Origin of the sequence: Nocardia sp. NPDC050406 (assembly GCF_044459025.1) — a bacterium.
Lineage (GTDB): Bacteria > Actinomycetota > Actinomycetes > Mycobacteriales > Mycobacteriaceae > Nocardia.
On record NZ_JBITIM010000004.1, the window covers coordinates 210,690 to 232,143 of the forward strand.

The following is a 21,454-nucleotide window of genomic DNA, read 5'->3' on the forward strand; positions in this document are numbered from 1 at the left end:
CTGGACCCGGCTATCGTCCGGGGTGTCGCCGCGACCGCCGCCCGTGAGTGCGATGGGCCGGTAATTGATTTGCCCGACTCCACTAAGCTGCGTTTTCGTGGTTTCGCCGAAGTCCGAGGACGCTAACGAGGACCGCCGTACCCGATTGCTCGCGGCGGCGGCGATCACCCTGGGACGGCTCTCCGATGTCATGACCCCGCTGGGCGAACTCTTCGCGGCCCACGGCCATCAGCTGTATCTGGTGGGCGGCAGTGTGCGCGACGCGGTGCTGGGCCGTCTGGGCACCGATCTGGATTTCACCACCGATGCCCGGCCCGAGGTGGTGCAGGAGATGCTGCGCGGCTGGGCCGACAATCTGTGGGATACCGGCGGATTGGCCTTCGGCACGGTGACCGCGGCCAAGGACGGGCAGCAGCTGGAGATCACCACCTTCCGCAGCGACGCCTACGACCGGGTCTCGCGCAATCCCGAGGTGACCTTCGGCGATACGCTCGAGGGCGATCTGGTGCGCCGCGATTTCCGGGTGAACGCCATGGCCGTGCGCATCGGCGCGCTGGGTGAGCTGGAGTTCGTAGATCCGCTGGGCGGTATGGACGATCTGCTGGCCGGGATCCTGGATACCCCCGCGGCGCCGGAGAATTCGTTCCAGGACGATCCGCTGCGCATGCTGCGCGCGGCGCGGTTCGTCTCCCAGCTCGGCTTCGACCTGGCTCCGCGGGTGCGCGCGGCGATCGTCGCCATGGCCCCCGAGATCGACCGGATCACCGCCGAGCGGGTGCGCACCGAACTGGACAAGCTCATCGGCGGATTGCATCCGACCGAGGGCATCGACATCATGTGCGAGACCGGTCTCGCCGAGCGTGTGCTGCCCGAGGTCCCGGCCATGAAGTTGGAGATCGACGAGCATCACCAGCACAAGGACGTCTACCAGCATTCGCTGACCGTGCTGCGCCAGGCCATCGACCAGGAGCAGGGCGATCCGGATCTGGTGCTGCGCTGGGCGGCGCTGCTGCACGACATCGGCAAGCCGCCGACCAAGAAGAACGAGCCGGGCGGCGGCGTGAGCTTCCACCACCACGAGGTGGTGGGCGCGAAGATGGTGCGAAAGCGTATGCGCGCCTTGAAGTATCCCAAGCAGTTCACCGAGGACGTGGCACGCCTGGTCTACCTGCACCTGCGCTTCCACGGCTACGGCAAGGGCCAGTGGACCGATTCGGCGGTGCGCCGCTACGTCACCGACGCCGACGAGCTGCTGCCGCGCCTGCACAAACTGGTGCGCGCCGACTGCACCACCCGCAACAAGCGCCGCGCCGCCATGCTGCAATCCACCTACGACGATCTGGAAGTGCGCATCGCCAAGCTCCAGGAGCAGGAGGATCTGGCGCGGGTGCGCCCGGACCTCGACGGCAACGCCATCATGGAGCTGCTGCACATCCAGCCCGGCCCCGAGGTGGGCAAGGCGTGGAAATTCCTGAAGGAACTGCGCCTGGACCGCGGTCCACTCAGCCGCGACGAGGCGGAGAAGGAATTGCTGGCCTGGTGGAAGTCGCAGCAGCCCGCGGGCTGAAAGGGCAAGCGCTAGAAGACGATCAGCGTCGTGCCCGCGACAATGGCGGCGCGGATCTGCGCCAGATCGAACGAACCGGTCAGGCCGGGGAGGTCGGCCTCGAAATGGATGTAGTCGCCGACACACTCGGCGCGGGTGATGCGCGCGTGATTCGGTAGGTCCGTCAAAGGGATCGGGGCGAGTCGCGCCGCCTTTCGCGGTACGCGCACACCCCACCAGCTGGCGCGGTGCAGGGTTACGGTGAGGACATTGTCGGCGATCTCGGCCGTGGCCAGCGCCCGGAGTCTTCGTTTGCGGTGTCGCGCCGCGATCATGCCGTCGGGCGCGGGTTCCAGAATCCACTCCGGCTGCCAGCTGTTGATCCAGTTCAGCAGCGCGTCCACGGTGACGGCGCCGCGCAGATCCAGTTGCGCGGAGCGGATTTTCGTCGGTACCCCCGGAATCAGCCGCACCCCGTGCGCGATGACGGTGAGCTCCTCGATGGGATGGGTGTTCCAATGCAGTTCGGTGAGCACGATTTTCGACTGGAAGTGCGCACCGCGCCGCCGCACCTTGAGGGTGTGCAGCCGGGCCCGCAGATCATGGCCGAGCAGGGTGGCCTCCACCTCCTGCCCGCCGAACTGGCTGAGAATCCCCTCCGACAGCAGCGTCATGAGCACGTCGGGCATGAGCGCGGTGACGGTGCCCGCCCCGAAATCCGCGACCGGGTCCAGCCAGGCGGTGGTGAAGCTGGTCCACTGGTCCAGCCAGCTCTGATCGAACAGGCGTTTACCCAGGTCCAGACCCAGGTCCACCGCGCGCAGTGGTGACCAGGCCTTCGGATCGAAATACGTGGCCATGATTGCCCCGAGAGTACCGGCCGTAGGTGACAGCGCCAGGTCCATTGGAGCTTCTCACAGTGCCAGGAACGCGGGGATAACCGCATTCGCGGAATCATCCAATTGATAGTTCCGCATATGCGGAACTATTGTCTCCCCATGCCCAGCATCCGTATCCGTGACGCCGCCCAGCTCTTGGGCGTCAGCGACGACACCGTTCGCCGCTGGATCGATGCCGGATCGCTCTCGGCCCACAAGGACGAGGCGGGTCGCCTGGTGGTGGACGGCGCGGAGTTGGCGGCCTTCGCCGTCGATCAGGCCCGTACCCCGCGGACGCGACTGGGTAGTGCCAGCTCGGCACGCAACAGGTTTCCCGGATTGGTCACCCGTGTGGTGTCCGACAAGGTGATGGCGCAGGTGGAGATGCAATGCGGGCCTTTCACGGTGGTGTCGTTGATGAGCAGCGAAGCGGTACGGGAGCTGGGGTTGCGCCCGGGCAGCGTGGCCGTGGCGAGCGTGAAGGCCACGACCGTGGTGGTCGAGACCGACGCGGATTCCGGTGGGGCGGCATAGGTTCGCGGACCGCGGCCCTCACCGCTCTGGCGGCGGTCGGCGCGTCGGTGCTCTCGGGCTGCTCCTCGGATTCGGCCACCGACACCCGGACGGTGACGGTCTTCGCCGCCGCCTCCCTGAAGCAGGTGTTCACCGATCTGGGCACGCGATACGAAAACGCCCATCCCGGAACGAAAGTGGTGTTCTCCTTCGCCGGTTCGTCCGATCTGGCCGCACAGCTGAACCAGGGAGCACCGGCCGATGTGCTGGCCACCGCCGATACCGCGAATATGGACAAGGTGGTCGACGGCGGCCGTGTCACGGAGACGCCGCGGGTCTTCGCCACCAACACCCTGACCATCGTCACCCCGCCCGGTAACCCGGAAAGGATTGCGACACTTCAGGATCTGGCCCGTCCCGGGCTGCGCCTGGTGGTGTGCGCGCCGCAGGTGCCGTGTGGCGCGGCGACGAAGAAGGTGGCCAGCGCCGCGAATGTCGCCCTCGCGCCGGTGAGTGAGGAGTCCTCGGTGAGCGATGTGCTCGCCAAGGTCACCACCGGCCAAGCCGATGCCGGTGTCGTCTATGTGACCGATGCCGCGGGCGCGGGCGACAAGGTGGTGACGGTCCCCTTCGCGGAGTCTGCGTCGGTGGTGAACTCCTATCCCATTGCCGTGCTGTCGGATTCGACGGCGGCCGAGGCGGCGCGCGGGTTCGTGGACCTGGTGACCGGACCCGACGGCCGTCAGGCCCTGACGGCGGCCGGATTCGGTTCCCCGTGAAACATTTCCGCTCGCCAGCGCTCGGTCCTGGTATTCCCGGGTGGCTGCTGCTCCCCGGGTTGGTGGGCTTTGCGCTGGTGATCGGACCGCTGCTGGCCCTGGCCGCGGCGGTGGACTGGTCGAATTTCCTCGGCCTCATCACGACCGCGGCCTCGCGCGACGCCTTGGTGTTGAGCCTGAAGACCGCCCTCGCCGCGACGGTGCTGTGCGTGCTGCTGGGTGTGCCCATGGCGATTCTGCTGGCCAGGCTGCGGTGGCGGATACTGCCGATCCTGCGGTCGATGGTGTTGCTGCCCTTGGTATTACCGCCCGTGGTGGGTGGTCTGGCGCTGCTCTACCTCTTCGGTCGTCAGGGACTGCTGGGCCAGGAACTGGAAGCGGCCGGAATTCGCATCGCCTTCAGTACGACGGCGGTGGTGCTGGCGCAGACCTTCGTGGCGCTGCCCTTCCTGGTCATCACCCTGGAGGGAGCGATGCGCACCGCCGGTGACCGCTACGAACGCATCGCGGCGACACTGGGCGCGCGCCCGACCACCGTGTGGTGGCGCGTGACGCTGCCGCTGCTGCGTCCGGCGCTCGTCTCGGGTGCGGTGCTCGCCTTCGCCCGCGCCCTGGGCGAATTCGGCGCGACACTCACCTTCGCGGGCAGCCTCCAGGGCCGCACCCGCACACTGCCTTTGGAGATCTACCTGGAGCGTGAGACGGATCCCGATGCCGCGGTGGCCCTCTCGCTGCTGCTGGTGCTCGTCGCGGTGGTCATCGTGCTGGTGGCCTACCGCCGCATGGGCGCCGTGCCGAACGGACGCGTGGCATGACGGGCGGTCTGGAGGTATCGGCCCGGGTCGCCGCCCGGGATTTCCACGTCGAACTCGAGGCCGACGCGGGCGAGGTGCTGGCGGTATTGGGCCCCAACGGTGCCGGGAAGTCCACGCTGCTGGACGTCATCGCGGGTTTGGTGGTCCCGGATGAGGGCACGGTGCGTCTCGCGGGTCGCACCCTGACCGATACCGCGAATGGTGTTGTGCTGCCGCCGCACCGGCGCGAAATCGGGCTGCTGGCCCAGGAGCCGCTGCTGTTCCCCCATCTCTCGGTGGCGGCGAATGTGGCCTTCGGCCCGCGCAGTCAGGGCCTGCGCGCCCGCGCCGCCGATCGGGTCGCGCGGGAGTGGCTGCGGGCCGTCGATGCCGAGCCGTTCGCGCAGCGCTCCCCCGACTCGCTCTCGGGCGGGCAGGCGCAGCGCGTCGGGTTGGCGCGGGCCTTGGCGGTGCGCCCCCGGGTGCTGTTGCTCGACGAGCCCATGGCCGCCCTCGACGTGACGGCGGCTCCGGCCATGCGCACCCTGCTGCGGCGCGTGCTGCGAGCCCACGACACCGCGCCCACCTGCACGGTTCTGGTGACGCACGACATGATCGACGCGCTCACCCTGGCCGACCGACTGCTGGTGCTGGAATCCGGGCGGGCGGTGGAGTCCGGCCCGGTGGCCGAGGTGCTGACGCGCCCGCGCAGTGCGTTCGCGGCGCGGATCGCGGGAATGAATCTGCTTGTCGGTGTGGCCGCCAACGGTGTCGCCGAGTCCTCGGTCGAACCGAATCACGCGGTCGCGGTGAGTGATTGGCTGGTGCACGGTCAGGCCCAGGAGCAGTGGCTGCCCGGCGGCCCGGCCGCCGCGGTGTTCTCGCCCACGGCCGTCGCGGTCTACCGGCAGCGTCCGGAAGGCAGTCCGCGCAATGTGTTTCGCGTGCGCGTCGCCGAATTGGTCGATCGCGGCGGCATCGTCCGGGTCAGGGCCGACGGTCCGGTGGAGGGGCTGCTGGCGGATCTGACGCCCGGGGCGGTGGCGGATCTGGGGCTGGCCCCGGGCGCGGAGGTGTACTTCTCGGTGAAAGCCGCTGAGGTGCGGGTCTATTCACGCTGACGGGGCGACCAAGGCGCGCAGGCCGTCGGCCACCGTCGGGTACTGCGGCTTCCAACCCAGTTCCGCCTTGGCCTTGGCGGTGGAGACGCGAATATCGGCCCGCGTGACGCGATAGGCGTAGGACATCGGCTTCATCAGCCAGCCCGGCACCCGCAACGGCCGCGGCGTGTCGAAGGTCTCGGCCACCATCTCGACGTGTGCGCCGAATCCCAGCGGCGCGTCGTCGGCGATGTTGTAGGCCTGGCCCGGTCGTCCGTGCTCCACCGCCAGTGCGACGGCGGTTCCGGCATCGGCCAGGTTCACCCACGGCAGTACCCGCCCGTGGTCGTCGACGGTCGGCAACTGCCGTTTGCGCAGCAGGGCCACCAGGTTCTCGGTGCCGCCCGCGCCGTAGAAGAGGCCGTAGCGCAGCGAGATTCCCTCGATACCCGGGGTGCCCAGCATGAGCCGCTCCTTGACGCGCATCCCTTCCAGGTGCGGTTCGACCGCCGTGTCCCCGGGCGCGGCGAAGGGGTCCTCCTCGGTGAGGACGCGTCCGTCGAAATCGCGGTAGCCGTAGCCGAACACCATGGATTCGCAGATGACGCGACGCGCACCGACCAGTTGGGCGGCTTCCATGAGGTTCGTCGTTCCGGCGATGCGCAGGTGGTTGGTGGCGTACATGTCCTTGTGCCGCATGGGTGTGCTGCGCAGCGCCGTGGCGGCGTGCACCACGGTGTCGATCCGCAGCCCCTCGACGGCGCGCAGTAGCTGGTCACGGTCCAGGAGATCGGCCCGCACGGCCGCCTCGGGAGCGCGTGAGAGGGCGAGCACGATGTACCCGGCCCGCTCCAACGCGCGGGTGATGTGGTGGCCGAGGACCCCGGTGGCCCCGGCGAGCAGGATGTGCTTGGTGTCGTTCATACCCATCGGACGATCCGTTCCGGGCGAACGTGACGCCTCCGGCGGTGAGCTGTGTCATAGGCCGGTCGAGTGCCATGCTGGAGATATGGCGTTCGATCTCAACAGCGATCTCGGCGAGGGCTTCGGCGCATGGCGCATGGGCGACGACGCCGCCATGCTCGACATCGTGACCAGCGCGAACATCGCCTGCGGCTTTCACGCGGGCGATCCGTCCATCATGCGGCGCACCTGCGAGCTGGCCGTGGCCAAGGGCGTGCGCATCGGCGCGCACGTGGGATACCGCGATCTGGTGGGCTTCGGCCGCCGTGCCCTGGCCGTCGCGCCGCAGGAGTTGCGGGACGAGACGCTGTACCAGCTCGGCAGCCTCGAGGCCTTCGCCCGCGCGGCCGGTGGCCGGGTGCGCTACGTGAAACCCCATGGCGCGCTGTACCACGCGGCCGCCGCCGACCGGGAGCTCGCGGACGCGGTGGTGGCGGCCATGCGCGAATTCGGGGGCCCCACACCGGATCACCTCGACGGCACCGGTCTGGCGCTGCTCGGACCATCCGGCACCCAATTGGAGAGTGCGGCCCGCGACGCCGGAATCGCTTTCGTCGGTGAGGGTTTCGCCGATCGCGCCTACACCCCGTCCGGCATCCTCGCGCCGCGCAGCCAGCCCGGCGCGGTGCTCTGGCCGGACGACGCGGTCGTCCAGGCGCTCTCGATCGCCCGCGACGGCAAGGCCGCCACGGTCGGCGGCGATACCGTGGCGGTGCGCGCGGCGAGTATCTGCGTACACGGCGATTCTCCGGCCGCGGTGGAAATGGCCCGCCGGATTCGGTCCGCCCTGGACGATTCCGGTGTTACCGTCACCGCGTTCACCTGATGGGAGTGGGCGGTGAGTGACAGCGAGCGCGAGACGGCGGCCGGGGAGATCCGCGCGGCGGGAGACCGTGCGCTGCTGGTGATTCCACCGTCGCGCACCATGATCGCGGATCTGGTCACCGCTCTGCGCCCGCGCCCCGAGGGCGTCGCCGATGTACTGCCCGCCGCGGAGACCGTCCTGATCACGCTGATCGCACCCGCCGCCGCCGAGAAGGTCCGCCGTCGCCTGGCGGAGCTGCTGGAGCGCCTCGATGCCGAGGCTCGGGTGGCGGCCGGTGCGCGCCGACTACCCGGCTGGCTGCCCGAGCGCGGGGACGCACCCGAAGACGCCGTGGGCGGCAATGGTTTTCGCGCCGATCCGCTGGTCGTACCGGTGCGCTACGACGGGGAGGACCTCCCGGAGGTCGCGCGGCGGCTCGGCCTCACCGTGGACGAGGTCATCGCCCAGCACACCGGCACCGTATGGCGTTGCGCCTTCGTGGGTTTCGCTCCGGGCTTCGGGTATCTGGAATCCCCCGACGGACGACTGACGGTCCCCCGGCGTGCCCAGTCGCGCACCGCCATACCGGCGGGGGCGGTCGCGTTGGCGGGCGGCTACTCGGCGGTCTATCCGCGCCGCAGTCCCGGCGGTTGGCAGCTCATCGGCAGCACCGGGCTGCGCATGTGGGATGTGGACCGCGACCCGCCCGCGCTGGTCCGGGCCGCCACCCGGGTCCGATTCATGCGGGTGGACGCGTGATTCGCGTGGAGCGGGTGGGACCGCTCGCCACCATTCAGGATCTGGGCCGCCCCGGCTGGTTCGACTCCGGCGTGGGGCCGTCCGGCGCCGCCGACCGCGCCTCGCTGCGCCTGGCCAATCGCCTGGTCGGCAATCCGGAGGGCGCGGCCGGAATCGAGGTGCTGCTGGGTGGTCTGGAACTCACCGCCGACCGGCATCTCACCGTCGCGGTGACCGGAGCGCCCGCGCCCGCCACCGTCGACGGCCGCCCGGTCGGACCCGCGAGCGTACTGGAAATCGAAGAGGGACAACGGCTTCGCCTCGGGCTCGCGAGCGCCGGGCTGCGCAGCTACGTCGCGGTGCGCGGCGGTATCGACATCGCGCCGGTGCTGGGTTCGCGCAGCCGCGACACCATGTCGGGCATCGGCCCGGACCCCTTGCGCCCCGGCGATGTACTGCCCGTCGGCGCGCCGCCGCGCACCTATCCGATCATCGATGTCGCCCCCGTGCCCTCGCCGACCGCCGAACCGATGATCATCCACGCCATCCTCGGTCCCCGCGACGACTGGTTCACCGATCCCGCAACGCTTTTCGCGGGTGAGTGGGCGGTGTCCTCGGATACCGATCGCATCGGCGCGCGCCTGGACCGCCGTTCCGGGCCGCCGCTGCGACGGCGCGCCACCGACGAATTGCCCACGGAGGGAGTGGCTCTGGGCTCCATCCAGGTGCCGCCGAGCGGTCAGCCGGTGGTCTTCCTGGCCGATCACCCGATCACCGGCGGCTATCCGGTGATCGCCGTGGTGGTGGACGCCGACGTGGATGCCGTCGCCCAGGCTCGGCCCGGTCAGACCATTCGCTTCCGCCGCTGCTAGCGGTTCAGCTTCGCGTGCATGAGGTACACGTTGTAGCTCCCCCACGCCGACATGGTGAAGTACAGGTCCTCGGCGGTGGACCACGGGTGGATGAACCCGCCGTACGCCGCGGGGTAATCGTTGGTGTCCACCAAGGGGATCGGATCGCTCCACGCGCCCTGCGGTTCGGCGGCGGTGCGCAGCACGATCTGATGCGCGGGCGCGTCCAGGTACACCATCTGCCACTGTGCGCTCTCGGCGTCGTAACGCACCGACAGTTCGCTCGCGGTGCCGAGAACCAGTGGGGTGGCGAGCAATTCGTTCGCGGCGTCGGCGTTCACCCAGTTACCGGCGACCCAGTACTGGTAGGCCGTCTTGTTCAGCACCTCGGTGGCGGGCACCCGGGCCAGGCCGATGACGCCCATGCGGCCGTTGGGAGTTCCGAACATGTACACCCAGTCGCCCTGCGGCACCATGGTCGCCACCTGGAAGCGTCCGGCCCCGAACAGGTTGTCCCACACCGCATGCTGGGATTTGGTCCAGGTGCGGCCATTGTCGTCGGACCAGGCGATGCCGCCGTGGTTGGTCCACCACATGCCCGGGATGCGGCTCCACCGGTTGATCGACATGTACGTCATGTACTGCCGATCCCCCACGGCGAAACCGGAGGTCGGGATGGTGGTGGTCTCGAAGTTCTTGATCTTGCGGCTGTCCAGCAGCTCTGCGGCGTGACACCGGCTGTCCTGCACGAAGGTGTCCAGGGTCAGCCCGTCGGAGAGGTCGCGGTCGGTGCTGTAGGCCAAGACATTGCTGCGCCAGTCCTCGTCCGCGGCGCCCGCGCCGCCCGGGCTCCAGCCCTTGCCGAAGGTGTCGCCGAAGACCACGGCCACCTCGCCGGGCTTGTTCTCCCACATCAGACCGAGATCGGTGCCATCCACCGACCACCGCATATCGGTGCGGTTCTCCGAGCCGGGCCCGGTGAGCTGATCGACGAGCCGCACACTCGTCACCCTCGGCGGCGCGATCGGCGCGGCCAGCGGTGCGGGGGCGGGCGGCACGTACACCGGTGCGGGCGCGGGCTGCGGTTCCGGTCCCTCGCCGCCCGGTACCGGCACCGGGATCGGCTCGGTCTCCGGATTGAATTCGATACGGGGCAGCTCGATTCCGTCCGGCGGGGGCGGCGCGGTCGACGTGGCGCCCTGTGGTTCGGGTTCGGGTTCGGTGGTGGTCGTGGTCGGCGGCGTCGATTCCGCGCGCTGCCCGCCATCCGGCGGCGCGGTCGTGGTCGGGGTGGTGACCGGTTTCGGCGCGTCCCGAATATCCGGGCAGGGATTGGCGCACGGGTCCACGGGCAGCGGCGCGGCATCGATTCGGGTGTTGTCCGGCTGTGGCCCGGGGACGGGCACGGGCACGAATTCCGGGACGGGGACCGGGATTTGGACGGTCGGCGGCCGGTACTCGGGGGTGACGCCCGGCTTCTGTTCGCGGGCCAGCGGATCGAATCCCACTTCGCCGCAACTGTTCACGGGTGCGGGGGCCCACGGGTGCGGGGCGGCCGCGGACGGCGTGGTGCACGCCAGACCGGCCAGCACAACGCCGGTCAGGACCGAGGCGGTGCGGAGCGTGGATCTGGGGATCGCTGGGGACGGCGGGAATCCCATTGCGCTGCGCGTCTCCTGTCGGGCCGCGGCGAACCGCGCTTTCAAGATCGAACCGTGTCACCGTATCCGGTCGCCGTGGCCCCCGCGACCGTGCGCGGGGTCGTCGCCGCGATTTGCGATCGAATCGATACGGTCTATCACGGAATGTCGGTGCGCCGCCGCGAGTTCAGCGCGATTGCCGCCAGTCCGCAGCCGTAGATCCCGGCCGCCGCGGCGACCACCGCGACCGAGCGCCCATCGGCCGGAATCACCGTCGAGGTCGCGGCCACCGCCAGTACGAAGCCGATATTGAACACGGTGTCCTGCAAGGCGAACACCTGCCCGCGATGGGCGTCGTCGATCTCGATCTGCATGGCCGCGTCGCCGGTGAGTTTGATGATCTGCCCGGCCAGGCCGAGCAGGAAGGCCGCCGTGAGCAGCGCCAGTCGCGCCCGCGCCTCGTCCGGCCCGGTCGCCACCGTGATCGGCGTGACCAGCGCCAGCTGCACCATGATCGCGGCCGTCAGCCCGGCGACCACCGTGCGGGAACGCCCCAGGCGCGGAATCAGCAGCGGCGCGATCACCGCCGCCGCCAGCATGCCCGCACCCGCGCACGCGATGGCCACGCCGAAATCGGCCAACCGTCCCGCGACGTCCTCCCCCGCCCCGCGCCGCAGCACCAACACCATGAGCAGCGTGTCGGCCCCGAACACCATGCGGTGCGAGCCGATTCCGATCATGGCGGTGGTCACGGCGCGCGAACGCCAGGCCGCCACCGCGCCATTGCGCAGGCCGTTGGCGATGGCCCGCACCGAACTTCGGGCATCGCGCTCGGACTCGTCGGGCCCCAGCGCGCGCGTACGGAACCCGGCCGCGGCGACCAGACCGACCAGCGAGCCCACCGCGCTCACCGCGACGGCGGCGGCCGAGCCGGAATCACCGCCGCCGGTCCACCCCACGATCGCGAAGCCCAGGCTCGCGCCCACGATGGCGCATCCGGCCGCGGTCGTCGCCATGACCGAGTTCATGGTCACCAGCCAGCGCTGCGCCAGAACCCGCGGCAGCGCGGCCGAACATCCGGCTCCCACGAATCGCCCGATCCCCACCACCGCCAGCGCGAGCAACAGCAGGGGTGTGGCGCTCAGGCCCGCGGCCAGCAGGACGGCCGTCACGCCGATGAGCACCGCGCGCAGCGCGTTGGCCAACAGCAGGACCGTCCGCCGGTCCCAGCGGTCCAGCAGCGCGCCCGCGTACGGTCCGATGATCGAGTACGGCAGCAGCAGCGCCGCGAAGCCCGCCGCGATATCCAGCGGATCGGTCTGCCGCTCCGGGTTGAACAGGATCGCCCCGCTCAGCGCCGCCTGGAACACGCCGTCCCCGAACGGCCCGGCCAGGCGGATCACCGCCAGCCGCACCACCCCCGGACTGTCGTGCAGCGCGGCACGTACGGTGCGCGCCACCGCCAGCGGGGAGCGTCCGTTCTTCACCTGGCGGGGTGCGTGGTGACGAGGGCGTAGACGGCGGCGCGCATATCGGGGGCCATGGGCAGACTGTCCAGACCGTCGGCGTCCACCCACTGGAATTGGTCGTGTTCGGTCGGGTCGAGGGCGATCTCACCGACCTCGGCCTCCACCACGAAGCTGTATTTGCGCACCCGCGATTTGGTGCGGGTGGCGTAATCGAATCCGCCGAGGACATCGGTGATTCGCACGACGCGCAGTCCGGTTTCCTCGAACAGTTCGCGCTCCACGCATTCGGCGAAGGATTCCCCGGATTCCACGCCGCCGCCCGGCAGTTCGTACATTCCCCCGTGCCAGTCATCGGCGACACGCCGCACGACCAGGAGTTTGCCATTGCGGAAGACAGCGACGCCGACCACGAAATGTTCGATTCCCTCACTCTGGGCCTGCTGTCGCAGTTCGCGTTCGATACCCGCCAGCACCTCTGGTCGCATCCCGTCCCCTCCCTCCGGTACCTGTTGCGGCACATCATGTTACGGTCGCCGCCGGGGACCGGCACGGTGGCACCCGTCTCGGCGCGCTCGATGCCGAGAATTCGCTCGATCCACCGTGGGACGCTTATTGCCTGGTCGGGGGCGTGCGGGTGGTTGCTGCCCGCACGATAGAATTTACCGGGAATTCAGGCAGGGGTTCCGAATGGGCTTCTACCCTGGAAGCAGATCGGGTCTCGCCGGTGAGAGGAGACGGGCGGTGTCCACGCTCACGACACCACACATCGATGTCCATCGGGGCGGCGACCGCATGAAAACCCGTGTGGCGTGGCTGGATTCGAAGCATTCCTTCTCGTTCGGCGAACATTACGACCCGGACAACACCCATCACGGCCTACTACTGGTCAACAATGAGGACATCGTCCTACCCGGCGAGGGATTCGACACCCATCCACATCGGGATATGGAGATAGTCACCTGGGTGTTGAGCGGGAGTCTGGTGCATCAGGATTCACTGGGGCACGCGGGGGTCATCTATCCGGGTCTGGCACAGCGCATGAGCGCGGGCACCGGGATTCTGCATTCGGAGAAGAACGATTCGTGGCGTCTCAGCGCCGATCCCGCCCATGACGAGCCGGTGCATTTCGTCCAGATGTGGGTGGTGCCCGACGAACCCGGTCTCGACCCCGGCTATCAGCAGCTCGAGATCGACGAGGAATTGGCGGGCGGCGGACTGGTGACGGTGGCCTCGGGCCTGCCCCAGTACCGCGACCGCACCGCCATCGCCATCGCGAGCAGCCACTCCGCCATGCACGTGGCCCGCCTGCCCGAGCAGCAGACCAGTGAGGTGCGACTACCCGAAGCGCCGTACCTGCACGTCTTCGTGGCACGCGGCGAGGTGGACATGGAGGGCGTGGGCACCCTGTACGAGGGCGACGCGGTCCGTCTGACGCGCAGCGGCGGCCAGCGTGTCACCGCGAACACGCCCGCTGAGATCCTGGTGTGGGAAATGCACGCGCGGCTCGGTGGGCAATAGCATCCTGGATGACGGCCACAGCAGTGCGTGACCGAGCGCGTTAACGGCCTCGCCGCGAACACGCGATTACCGGGAGCAGCACCGACGGAAGGACGCCACCATGTCGCAGTACCCGCCCCCCGGCAATTACCCGCCTTCCGGCGACTATCCGCCACCGGGTGGTTACGGCGAGCAGCCCTACCCGCAGCAGCCGGGCGGATATCCGCAGCAGCCCGGTCAGCAGTACTGGCAGGAGCCGCAGAAGGGCAAGGGGCTCGCGATCACCGCGCTGGTGCTCGGCGTCATCGCCCTGCTCAGCTGTTGGACCGTGATCGGCGGTGTGCTGTTCGGCGTGCTCGCGGCCATCTTCGGCCTGGTCGCGCTGTTGAGCAAGAAGGCGGGCGGCGCGGGGCTGGCCATCACCGGCATCGTTCTCGGCGTCATCGGTCTGATCATCGGCATTGTGATCGGCCTGTTCACCTGGAGTGTCTTCAAGGACACCGGGTTCGACAACTACCTCGACTGCGTCACCGCGGCCAATGGCGATCAGGCCAAGATCGAACAGTGCCAGCGCGACTTCGAGCAGCGGGTCGAGGACAAGTTCAGCGTCACCGTCACCCCGCCGCCGACGCCCTAGTGCGGTAGCGCCCGACAGGTCCGGGTCGCGGTGACGACCTCCGACAGTTCGGGCCGAAAGTCCTTGTCCGGCGGGCACACCCAGCGTCGGTAGCCGGTGTGCTCGTCGGCGGGCGAGGGCAGCACGATGCGGCTGCCCGGCAGGGCGACGCCCGCGCAGTCGCGGAAGAGGTCGGCGAACAGCGCCATATCGAGGTACGAATCGTCGTTGGGGCCGGTGAGGAAGGTCCACCGCCCGGATCGAGGGTGCGCGATCACCGGGCCACAGCGGGCACGGCCGTGGAGGTGATCGCGCACCCTCTTACCGAGATCGGCGGGCATGGTGACCGCGCCGACCGCGCCGATTTCCAGACTGATCCGGCCGAGGGTCGGATCCACCACGCCGTACAGTCCGTGCTCGGTGCGGTACCGGCGGCATCGGGCCAGGGCTTCCTGCGTGGTCGTGAACGCATGTGGGTCGAGCGTGCTCATCGGCGAACTCGTCTCGGTTCGAACCAGCTCCGCGGATTTGGTGCAACGACCGTAACTCTCCGCAATCTGAATGACAATAGTCACACGCCAAGTAATTGCCGGGCGTAGCATCAGCAGTCATGGCACCCGTCTCGCCGACTGTCGCCCGCTGGGAACTGGTGCTGCGATTGCGCGAATTGCGCGAGCAGCGCGGGTTCGATTCGGCCACCTTCGCCAAACGCGTCGGGTTCACCCCGGCCAACTGGTCGCATGTGGAGAAGGGGCGCCGGGTCCTCACCGCCACCACCATCGGCCCGGTGCTGGAGCTGCTCGAGGTGGACGGCGAGGAGCGCGAGGAGCTGCTCGCCCTGTTGGCCGTCAGTAAGGAACGCGGCTGGTGGGCGAAGTCCTCCGCGCTCATCGGCGCGGAATTGCAGCGCTACTACGGGATGGAGTACGGCGCGGAGGCCATTCGCAGCTACGACTCGCTGGTGGTGCCGGGGCTGTTGCAGACCGAGGAGTACGCCCGCGCGCTCATCAGCGCCGATGTCATGATTCGCCCGGTGCAGGTGGAGCAGCTGGTGGGGGTGCGCCTGCGCCGACAGCAGCGGGTGTACGGCGAGGACCGCGTGGAGCTGACCGTGGTCATGGGCGAGGCGGCGCTGCACCAGCAGATCGGCGGGCCGAAGGTGCTGCGCGGACAGCTCGAGCATCTGGCCCGGCTCGTGGAGGAATTCGACACGGTCTCGGTGCGGATCATCCCGTTCACCGCGACCGCGGGCGGAATTCTGGGCGGCTCGAGTTTTCATCTGCTCGATTTCGCACCGGAGGGTCTGCCCACATTCGGGTGGGTCGAGAGCGCGGTATTCGGTGGGGCGGTGGAGGATTCGGATCTGGTCCGTGATCTGAGCTTTGCATATGTGCGTGCACTCGACCAATCCCTCGGCCGCTCAGACTCTTTGGACATGATCAGAAATTATGCGAAAGGGGAATGATTCCATTTCGTACCGTAAAATGCAGCCCATGTCTATCACCGCGAGGCTTCATCCGGAAACCACCGGATGGTTCACTTCGACTCGTACCAACAACGGCAATCAATGCGTCGAGGTCCGTTTCGATGGTGATGCGGTGCTCATCCGTGACAGCAAGTACCGGCGCAATCCGGCGCATCGCCCTGAAGAAGAGCCCATCATCACCGTCACCACGACCGAATGGATGCGCTTCATCGAGTTTGTGACCGGCCGGGCAACGATGCCCCAGGCCCTGACCTTCCACACCACACCCCACGGCACCACCCTCCGCCACGGCGAGATCGCTTTGGTCTACACCCCTGGCGAATGGGCGGCGTTCGTCGCGGGCGCACTCGATGGCGAGTTCGACCGCATCGCCCTGCCTGCCTGACTTCGCGTAAATCGGCATACTGGGGTCGTGACTTCGCAGCAAGCTCTCTCCGGTATCGATCTTTCCCATGTCGACGCGAGCGTGCGGGTGCAAGACGACCTGTTCGCGCACGTCAACGGCAAATGGCTGGACAGTTACGAGATACCGGCCGACCGGGCCGTGGATGGTGCCTTCCGCACGCTCTACGACCAGGCCGAGCTGGATGTGCAGAAGATCATCCAGGATGCCGCCGCCTCGAACGCCGAGCCGGGCACCGAGGAGCGCAAGATCGGCGATCTGTACTCCAGCTTCATGGACGAGACCGCCGTCGCCGCCGCCGGGCTGACCCCGATCGTCGAGGAACTGGCCGCCATTCGCGCGGTGGCCGATCGTGGGGAGTTCGCGGCCGTGATCGGCCGCCTGCAGCGCACCGGCGTCGGTGGGGCGCTCACCTTCTACGTCGACACCGACGACAAGAACTCCGAGCGCTATCTGGTGCACACCAGCCAGTCCGGTATCGGGCTGCCCGACGAGTCCTACTACCGCCAGGACGAGTACGCGGAGATCCGCGAGAAGTACATCGCCCACATTCGCCGCATGTCCGATCTGGCGGGGCTGGACATCGACGCCCAACGCGTGTTCGACCTGGAGCGCAAGCTCGCCGCCGGACACTGGGATGTGGTGCGCCGCCGCGACGCCGAACTGTCCTACAACCTCACGACCTTCGACGCCCTGGTCGCCGAGAACCCCGAATTCGACTGGAACGCCTGGACTTCCGCGCTGGCGGAGGGCCTGGACCGCAGCGGGCCGGAGCTGTTCGCGGAGCTGGTGGTACGCCAGCCCGACTATGTGCGCACCTTCGCCCAGCTGTGGGCCTCGGAATCGCTGGACGACTGGCAGTCCTGGGCCACCTGGCGCGTACTGCGTTCCCGCGCCGCCTATCTCACCGACGATCTGGTCGAGGAGAACTTCGACTTCTACGGCCGCACGCTGACCGGCGCGCAGGAGAACCGCGAGCGCTGGAAGCGCGGCGTCTCCCTGGTGCAGGACCTGCTCGGCGAGGCGGTCGGCAAACTGTATGTGGCGCAGCACTTCCCGCCGGAGGCCAAGGCCCGCATGGTGGAGCTGGTGGAGAATCTCCAGGAGGCCTACCGGCGCAATATCTCCCAGCTCGAATGGATGAGCCCGGAGACCCGGCAGGCCGCGCTGGCGAAGCTGGAGAAGTTCACCCCGAAGATCGGCTACCCGGACAAGTGGCGCGACTACTCCCAGATCGCCATCGACCCCACCGATCTGGTCGGCAACTACCGCCGCGGCTACGCCGCCGAACACGACCGCGACCTGAACAAGCTGGGCGGACCGGTCGACCGTGACGAATGGTTCATGACCCCGCAGACGGTCAACGCCTACTACAACCCCGGCATGAACGAGATCGTCTTTCCCGCAGCGATTCTCCAGCCGCCGTTCTTCGACATGAATGCCGACGACGCCGCCAATTACGGTGGTATCGGTGCGGTCATCGGCCACGAGATCGGCCACGGCTTCGACGATCAGGGATCCAAGTACGACGGCGACGGCAATATGGTCGACTGGTGGACCGAGTCCGACCGCACCGAATTCGCCAAGCGCACCAAGGCGCTCATCGCCCAGTACAACCAGTTCTCCCCCAAGGACCTCGCCGACGACCACAAGGTCAACGGTGAGTTCACCATCGGCGAGAACATCGGCGACCTCGGCGGCCTCTCCATCGCCCTGGAGGCCTACAAGATCTCCTTGGAGGACAAGGACTCCCCCGTCCTCGACGACCTCACCGGCCTACAGCGCGTCTTCTTCGGCTGGGCCCAGGTCTGGCGCACCAAGGCCCGCACCGAAGAGGCCATCCGCCGCCTCGCGGTAGACCCCCACTCCCCACCGGAATTCCGCTGCAACGGCGTAGTCCGCAACCTCGACACCTTCCACCAGGCCTTCGACGTCCAACCCGGCGACGCCCTGTACTTGGAACCCGCTGAGCGCGTGAAGATCTGGTAGTTCCCCACTCTGGGATCTCGTGTGCCCCACCCTCCGGGTGGGGCACACGAACAGGAAGAATCGAAGGTGCCCGCATCTCGGCGGGTCAGTCGTGAGACGTGGCGCTGACCGCTTCTCGGCGGGTCAGACGTGAGACGTGGTGCTGCCCGCTTCTCGGCGGGTCAGACGTGAGATGTAGCGCTGCCCGCTTCTCGGCTAGAGCGTGAGGGCTGATCGCCCTCCATCGGAATCTCGGTGACCTCGATGCGGAGCATCACCTGCCCGATCAGCTGGGTCTGATCGAGCGTCGGCGCGGCGGTCGGCGAGGTGCGGATCTCGACCTGCGTCCCCGGGGTCGGCGAGTCGAGTCGTGAAGCATGGCGATGCCCGCTCCTTGGAAGGGCGCGAGGTCGTGAGACGTAGTTGTGCTCATATCTCGTTGGTGCGCGGTCCTGGGACGCGACGCTGGTCGCTCCTTAGGGTGTGGCCCCTTCTGTTCAGCGCAGGCTTTGTTCGATTCGGTGTGGAAGTGAAGGCCTCGCCGGTTCGGGGGTGAGGCGCAGGCGGTCGCGAAGGGGACGGTCATGCTGTGCGGGATACGGCGTTAGTCCCGCCCGGTGGTGCGGGATACCCGTTGTGGTTGCCCGCTGTGGAGGGCGGGGCACGTCGGCTCGGGATAGGCGAATGCCCCGCCCGGAGGGGCGGGGCATTCGAGGGCTATGCGAGTTCTAGTTCCAGTCGCCGTAGCCGTCGCTGCTGCTGAGGGTTCCACCGGCGGTGTTCTGGACGACCACCGGGTCGCCCTTCTTGACGTTCTCGAAGAACCACTTGGCGTCCTCGGGGCTGACGTTCAGGCAGCCGTGGGAGGCGTTCGAGACGCCCTGTTGCGCTACCGACCAGGGGGCCGAGTGGACGAAGATGCCGCTGTTGGACATGCGGACGGCGTATTCGACCTCGAGCTTGTAGCCCTCGGGGTCGGTGGTGGGGACGCCGTAGGTGGAGGAGTCCATGATCATCTTGCGATTGCGTTCGCTGACGATGTAGGTCCCGTTCGGGGTCTCGTGCTTGGGCTTGCCCATGGAGGTGGGCATGACCCGTACGACCTCGCCATTGCGGGTCACGGTGATCTCGTGGGTGGCGTCGTCGGCGGTGGCGATGAACTCGTCGCCGATCTCGTAGGCGGTGTGCGTGCCGCCCGCCTCGACGGTCACCTTGGAACCGGCGGGCCAGAAGCCCTCCGGCCGCCAGCGCACCTGCTTGTCGCCCATCCAGTAGAAATGGCCGTCCACCTTGTTGGTGGAGGTGATGCGGATGGCCTTCTCGGCGGTCTCGTGATCGGTGACCGGTTCCTTGAAGTTGATGATGATCGGCTGCGCGACACCCACGACCTCGCCGTCGCCGGGGTTGATATTCGGCGCGGTGAAGTTGGCCGGGGGAATCGGCGCTTTCGCGTTCGGATTGTCCGGTGTGTCGCCGGGTGCGGGCTGCGGCATGACTGCCGACGGCACACCCGGAATCTCGGGTCCGCCCGGCCACAGCGGCGCGGCGTGTACGGGGGCGGCGAGCACCACTCCGGCGGCCGCCGCGGCGGCGAGGGAGAGCAGTCCCGTTCTCCGGTACGTGGTCATGCGCAAGGCTCAGTCCTTCCGGTACTTCGGTTCGCACGCGTATCGACGCGCGCAGAGCGCGAGCAGGTATCTCGCGGCAGGCCCCAACCCCGCATCCCTTCCTACCGTGCGATCACCGGCATTCCAATTGTCTTCTGGCAGTTATGCATACGGACCAACTGGTGTGCGTCAGCTCACACGCGCGTGAGTGGGTGACTCACCGTGTGCGAACGTGCCGTTCACTCCGGCGATTCGCGCGGCGGTCGGCAGTGTCGGTCGAGAACCCGATCGAGGAACGCTCAAACCTTCGTGTGATCGAAATCACATCAGGCGCTACGGGATCGGTCGATATCGAAGGTAATCGCCGCGTGTGGACCGGTCGCGATGTTGTGTGGCACGGATATCGGTATCCGCCCTCCCGCGAACCTCGGTGACAGCCGCAAGCGCACCCGATTCAGGAGCGTCGCGAGCACGATCCGCAATTCGTACTCCGCCAGCGCCGCCCCCACGCACCGCCGGTGACCGCCGCCGTAGGGCGCGAATTCGAAAGGCCCGTACCGCCGTTCGAGAAACCGCTCGGGACGGAATTCCTGCGGTGCGGACCACACCTCGGGGTCGGAGTGCAGTAGCGGCACCGCCAGCCCCATGGTGTCCCCCGCCACCATGGCCCGCCCGCGCAGGGTGAAATCACCTGTGAGACGCCGCAATACGATCGGCACCGGGGGATGCAGCCGCAGCGTCTCCTGACACACCGCGTCCAGATAGGGCAGTTTCGCCAGTTCGGCGGGTTCCGCGCCGGAGTTCGCCGCCAGCTCCGCGCGGAGTCGATTCAGCGCGTCCGGATTCCGGTGCAACCGGTAGAGCGCCCATACCAGCGCCGTGGCGGTGGTCTCGTGGCCCGCCACCAACAGGGTCCGCACTTGATCGCGCAACTGCGCGTCGGTGAGCGCACCGCCGTCGTCGTACCGGCTGCCGAGCAGTGCGCCCAGAATGTCCGCGCCCGCTGCACCCCTTCTGCGGCAATCGATCTCGGCATCGATCAAGGCGTCCAACCGATTTCGCGCCGCCGTGAACCGGTCCCAGGGCGAATGCCCGAACAGGCTCCGCCGCAGGACCGGCATCAGCATCAGCGGACCACCGTACGCGGTGAGGAATTCCGTTGTCGCGGCGGTGTATTCGGCGCGCCGCCGGGCATCGTCGATCCCGAGCACGACCGCCAGCGCCACCCGCAGCGTCAGGGCTCGCGCCGCGGCCCGCGCGTCCACCCGCACCCCGATGCGCCACGGGATCCCGGTGCGCTCCCCGGCCAGCTCCGCTCCGCCGCTTCACGAATTACATTGCCGTAGTTGCGAATTCGACTGCCGTGAAATGCCGGTGCCAGTAAAGCCCGGTCGCGTCGATGCTGTCCGCCCCCGGTCAATATCAAGGAGGCGGGGCCGACCATGGGTTCGATGGGGTTGGGCAGCGGCGGCACCGACAATTCCGGCGGCGCTGTGAACATCTCGCGCGCCCCCGCCGTACCACCGGTGAACAATGCCGAACCGAATCCGGGAAATCGCACCGTGAACGGATCCCCGTCCCGCTCCCGCCGCCAGCGGAAGTACCGCTCGAAGTCGATCCCGGCCAGGAGCGCGTGCAGCAGCATCGGGCGCGGCGCGGAGCCGATGGACGCGGTCCGGGATTCGACGCTCATGTCCTCCACTACGTTCCCGCCCGCCGCGCGGTTCGATTCGGAAGGTTCGGCTGTCCGTTCCGTCCGGTTTCGGAGTCGACGGCCCCCGGGCGCGTGGTGTATGCATGC

General features: G+C 68.3%; 22 protein-coding genes. 13 read left to right on the forward strand and 9 right to left on the reverse strand.

Annotated elements, in window-relative coordinates:
• Positions 1 to 97: 97 nt before the first annotated feature.
• Positions 98 to 1,567 carry a CCA tRNA nucleotidyltransferase gene (locus tag ACIBH2_RS29690; protein ID WP_397123452.1) on the forward strand — a complete coding sequence of 490 codons (1,470 nt, stop codon included), beginning with the start codon at positions 98 to 100 and terminating at the stop codon, positions 1,565 to 1,567.
• Between the two features lie 11 nt (positions 1,568 to 1,578).
• Here the strand turns inward: ACIBH2_RS29690 and ACIBH2_RS29695 are convergent, their stop codons facing one another.
• Complete coding sequence (locus tag ACIBH2_RS29695; protein ID WP_397123454.1) at positions 1,579 to 2,406, reverse strand: hypothetical protein; 828 nt, start codon at positions 2,404 to 2,406, stop codon at positions 1,579 to 1,581.
• Between the two features lie 138 nt (positions 2,407 to 2,544).
• Here ACIBH2_RS29695 and ACIBH2_RS29700 point away from each other — a divergent pair, with 138 nt between their 5' ends.
• From ACIBH2_RS29700 to ACIBH2_RS29715, 4 genes are read left to right on the forward strand one after another with little or no spacing between them, the layout of a single operon-like run.
• Positions 2,545 to 2,958 (forward strand): molybdopterin-binding protein, encoded by a 414-nt coding sequence (locus ACIBH2_RS29700; protein ID WP_397123456.1) that lies wholly within the window; start codon positions 2,545 to 2,547, stop codon positions 2,956 to 2,958.
• Between the two features lie 47 nt (positions 2,959 to 3,005).
• Positions 3,006 to 3,716, forward strand: a complete 711-nt coding sequence (gene modA, locus ACIBH2_RS29705; protein ID WP_397123458.1) for a molybdate ABC transporter substrate-binding protein — start codon at positions 3,006 to 3,008, stop codon at positions 3,714 to 3,716.
• On the forward strand, positions 3,713 to 4,531 hold the full coding sequence (locus ACIBH2_RS29710) for an ABC transporter permease (protein ID WP_397123460.1): 819 nt from the start codon (positions 3,713 to 3,715) through the stop codon (positions 4,529 to 4,531). Before modA ends, ACIBH2_RS29710 begins: the two co-directional genes overlap by 4 nt.
• The gene (locus ACIBH2_RS29715; protein ID WP_397123462.1) at positions 4,528 to 5,631 is read left to right on the forward strand and encodes a sulfate/molybdate ABC transporter ATP-binding protein; all 1,104 of its coding nucleotides are present in this window, start codon (positions 4,528 to 4,530) and stop codon (positions 5,629 to 5,631) included. Before ACIBH2_RS29710 ends, ACIBH2_RS29715 begins: the two co-directional genes overlap by 4 nt.
• On the opposite strand, the gene ACIBH2_RS29720 is transcribed toward ACIBH2_RS29715, so the two are convergent.
• On the reverse strand, positions 5,623 to 6,540 hold the full coding sequence (locus ACIBH2_RS29720; protein ID WP_397123464.1) for an NAD-dependent epimerase/dehydratase family protein: 918 nt from the start codon (positions 6,538 to 6,540) through the stop codon (positions 5,623 to 5,625). The genes ACIBH2_RS29715 and ACIBH2_RS29720 overlap by 9 nt on opposite strands.
• A gap of 79 nt (positions 6,541 to 6,619) precedes the next feature.
• Between ACIBH2_RS29720 and ACIBH2_RS29725 the strand changes: the two genes are divergently transcribed.
• The 3 genes from ACIBH2_RS29725 to ACIBH2_RS29735 all read left to right on the forward strand — a co-directional run bounded on the left by ACIBH2_RS29725 (position 6,620) and on the right by ACIBH2_RS29735 (position 8,988).
• Positions 6,620 to 7,399, forward strand: a complete 780-nt coding sequence (locus ACIBH2_RS29725) for a LamB/YcsF family protein (protein ID WP_397123466.1) — start codon at positions 6,620 to 6,622, stop codon at positions 7,397 to 7,399.
• A 99-nt stretch (positions 7,400 to 7,498) separates the two neighbouring features.
• Positions 7,499 to 8,137, forward strand: a complete 639-nt coding sequence (locus ACIBH2_RS29730; RefSeq protein WP_397124249.1) for an allophanate hydrolase subunit 1 — start codon at positions 7,499 to 7,501, stop codon at positions 8,135 to 8,137.
• Positions 8,134 to 8,988: a biotin-dependent carboxyltransferase family protein gene (locus ACIBH2_RS29735; RefSeq protein WP_397123468.1), complete on the forward strand. Its 855-nt coding sequence runs from the start codon at positions 8,134 to 8,136 to the stop codon at positions 8,986 to 8,988. The genes ACIBH2_RS29730 and ACIBH2_RS29735 overlap by 4 nt, the downstream gene beginning before the upstream one ends.
• On the opposite strand, the gene ACIBH2_RS29740 is transcribed toward ACIBH2_RS29735, so the two are convergent.
• From ACIBH2_RS29740 to ACIBH2_RS29750, 3 genes are all read right to left on the reverse strand, one after another.
• Positions 8,985 to 10,628, reverse strand: coding sequence for a DUF4185 domain-containing protein (locus ACIBH2_RS29740; protein ID WP_397124251.1), 1,644 nt, complete (start codon positions 10,626 to 10,628; stop codon positions 8,985 to 8,987). The two genes, ACIBH2_RS29735 and ACIBH2_RS29740, sit on opposite strands and share 4 nt — an antisense overlap.
• 137 nt (positions 10,629 to 10,765) lie before the next feature.
• Positions 10,766 to 12,094, reverse strand: a complete 1,329-nt coding sequence (locus tag ACIBH2_RS29745; protein ID WP_397123470.1) for an MFS transporter — start codon at positions 12,092 to 12,094, stop codon at positions 10,766 to 10,768.
• Positions 12,091 to 12,561, reverse strand: a complete 471-nt coding sequence (locus tag ACIBH2_RS29750) for an NUDIX hydrolase (protein ID WP_397123472.1) — start codon at positions 12,559 to 12,561, stop codon at positions 12,091 to 12,093. The genes ACIBH2_RS29745 and ACIBH2_RS29750 overlap by 4 nt, the downstream gene beginning before the upstream one ends.
• Positions 12,562 to 12,817: 256 nt before the next feature.
• Here ACIBH2_RS29750 and ACIBH2_RS29755 point away from each other — a divergent pair, with 256 nt between their 5' ends.
• Together ACIBH2_RS29755 and ACIBH2_RS29760 are read left to right on the forward strand one after the other, a co-directional pair.
• Entirely contained in the window at positions 12,818 to 13,594 is a 777-nt protein-coding gene (locus ACIBH2_RS29755; protein WP_397123474.1) for a pirin family protein, read from the forward strand.
• A gap of 100 nt (positions 13,595 to 13,694) precedes the next feature.
• Positions 13,695 to 14,210, forward strand: a complete 516-nt coding sequence (locus ACIBH2_RS29760; protein ID WP_397123476.1) for a DUF4190 domain-containing protein — start codon at positions 13,695 to 13,697, stop codon at positions 14,208 to 14,210.
• On the opposite strand, the gene ACIBH2_RS29765 is transcribed toward ACIBH2_RS29760, so the two are convergent.
• A complete protein-coding gene (locus ACIBH2_RS29765; RefSeq protein ID WP_397123478.1) occupies positions 14,207 to 14,680 on the reverse strand; it encodes a hypothetical protein in 474 nt (157 codons plus the stop codon). The genes ACIBH2_RS29760 and ACIBH2_RS29765 overlap by 4 nt on opposite strands.
• Before the next feature lie 119 nt (positions 14,681 to 14,799).
• On the opposite strand from ACIBH2_RS29765, the gene ACIBH2_RS29770 reads away from it, so the two are divergent.
• Genes ACIBH2_RS29770 through ACIBH2_RS29780 form a run of 3 tightly spaced genes read left to right on the forward strand, consistent with a single transcriptional unit; the run spans position 14,800 to position 18,067 of the window.
• Entirely contained in the window at positions 14,800 to 15,654 is an 855-nt protein-coding gene (locus ACIBH2_RS29770; protein ID WP_397123480.1) for a Scr1 family TA system antitoxin-like transcriptional regulator, read from the forward strand.
• Between the two features lie 28 nt (positions 15,655 to 15,682).
• Positions 15,683 to 16,060: a DUF397 domain-containing protein gene (locus tag ACIBH2_RS29775; protein WP_397123482.1), complete on the forward strand. Its 378-nt coding sequence runs from the start codon at positions 15,683 to 15,685 to the stop codon at positions 16,058 to 16,060.
• A gap of 27 nt (positions 16,061 to 16,087) precedes the next feature.
• On the forward strand, positions 16,088 to 18,067 hold the full coding sequence (locus tag ACIBH2_RS29780; RefSeq protein ID WP_397123484.1) for a M13 family metallopeptidase: 1,980 nt from the start codon (positions 16,088 to 16,090) through the stop codon (positions 18,065 to 18,067).
• Positions 18,068 to 18,774: 707 nt separating this feature from the next.
• Here the strand turns inward: ACIBH2_RS29780 and ACIBH2_RS29785 are convergent.
• The 3 genes from ACIBH2_RS29785 to ACIBH2_RS29795 form a co-directional block, all read right to left on the reverse strand.
• The gene (locus ACIBH2_RS29785; RefSeq protein WP_397123486.1) at positions 18,775 to 19,674 is read right to left on the reverse strand and encodes an Ig-like domain-containing protein; all 900 of its coding nucleotides are present in this window, start codon (positions 19,672 to 19,674) and stop codon (positions 18,775 to 18,777) included.
• Between the two features lie 305 nt (positions 19,675 to 19,979).
• Positions 19,980 to 20,918 carry a cytochrome P450 gene (locus ACIBH2_RS29790; protein WP_397123488.1) on the reverse strand — a complete coding sequence of 313 codons (939 nt, stop codon included), beginning with the start codon at positions 20,916 to 20,918 and terminating at the stop codon, positions 19,980 to 19,982.
• Positions 20,888 to 21,346: a hypothetical protein gene (locus tag ACIBH2_RS29795; protein ID WP_397123490.1), complete on the reverse strand. Its 459-nt coding sequence runs from the start codon at positions 21,344 to 21,346 to the stop codon at positions 20,888 to 20,890. The genes ACIBH2_RS29790 and ACIBH2_RS29795 overlap by 31 nt, the downstream gene beginning before the upstream one ends.
• Between the last annotated feature and the right edge of the window lie 108 nt (positions 21,347 to 21,454).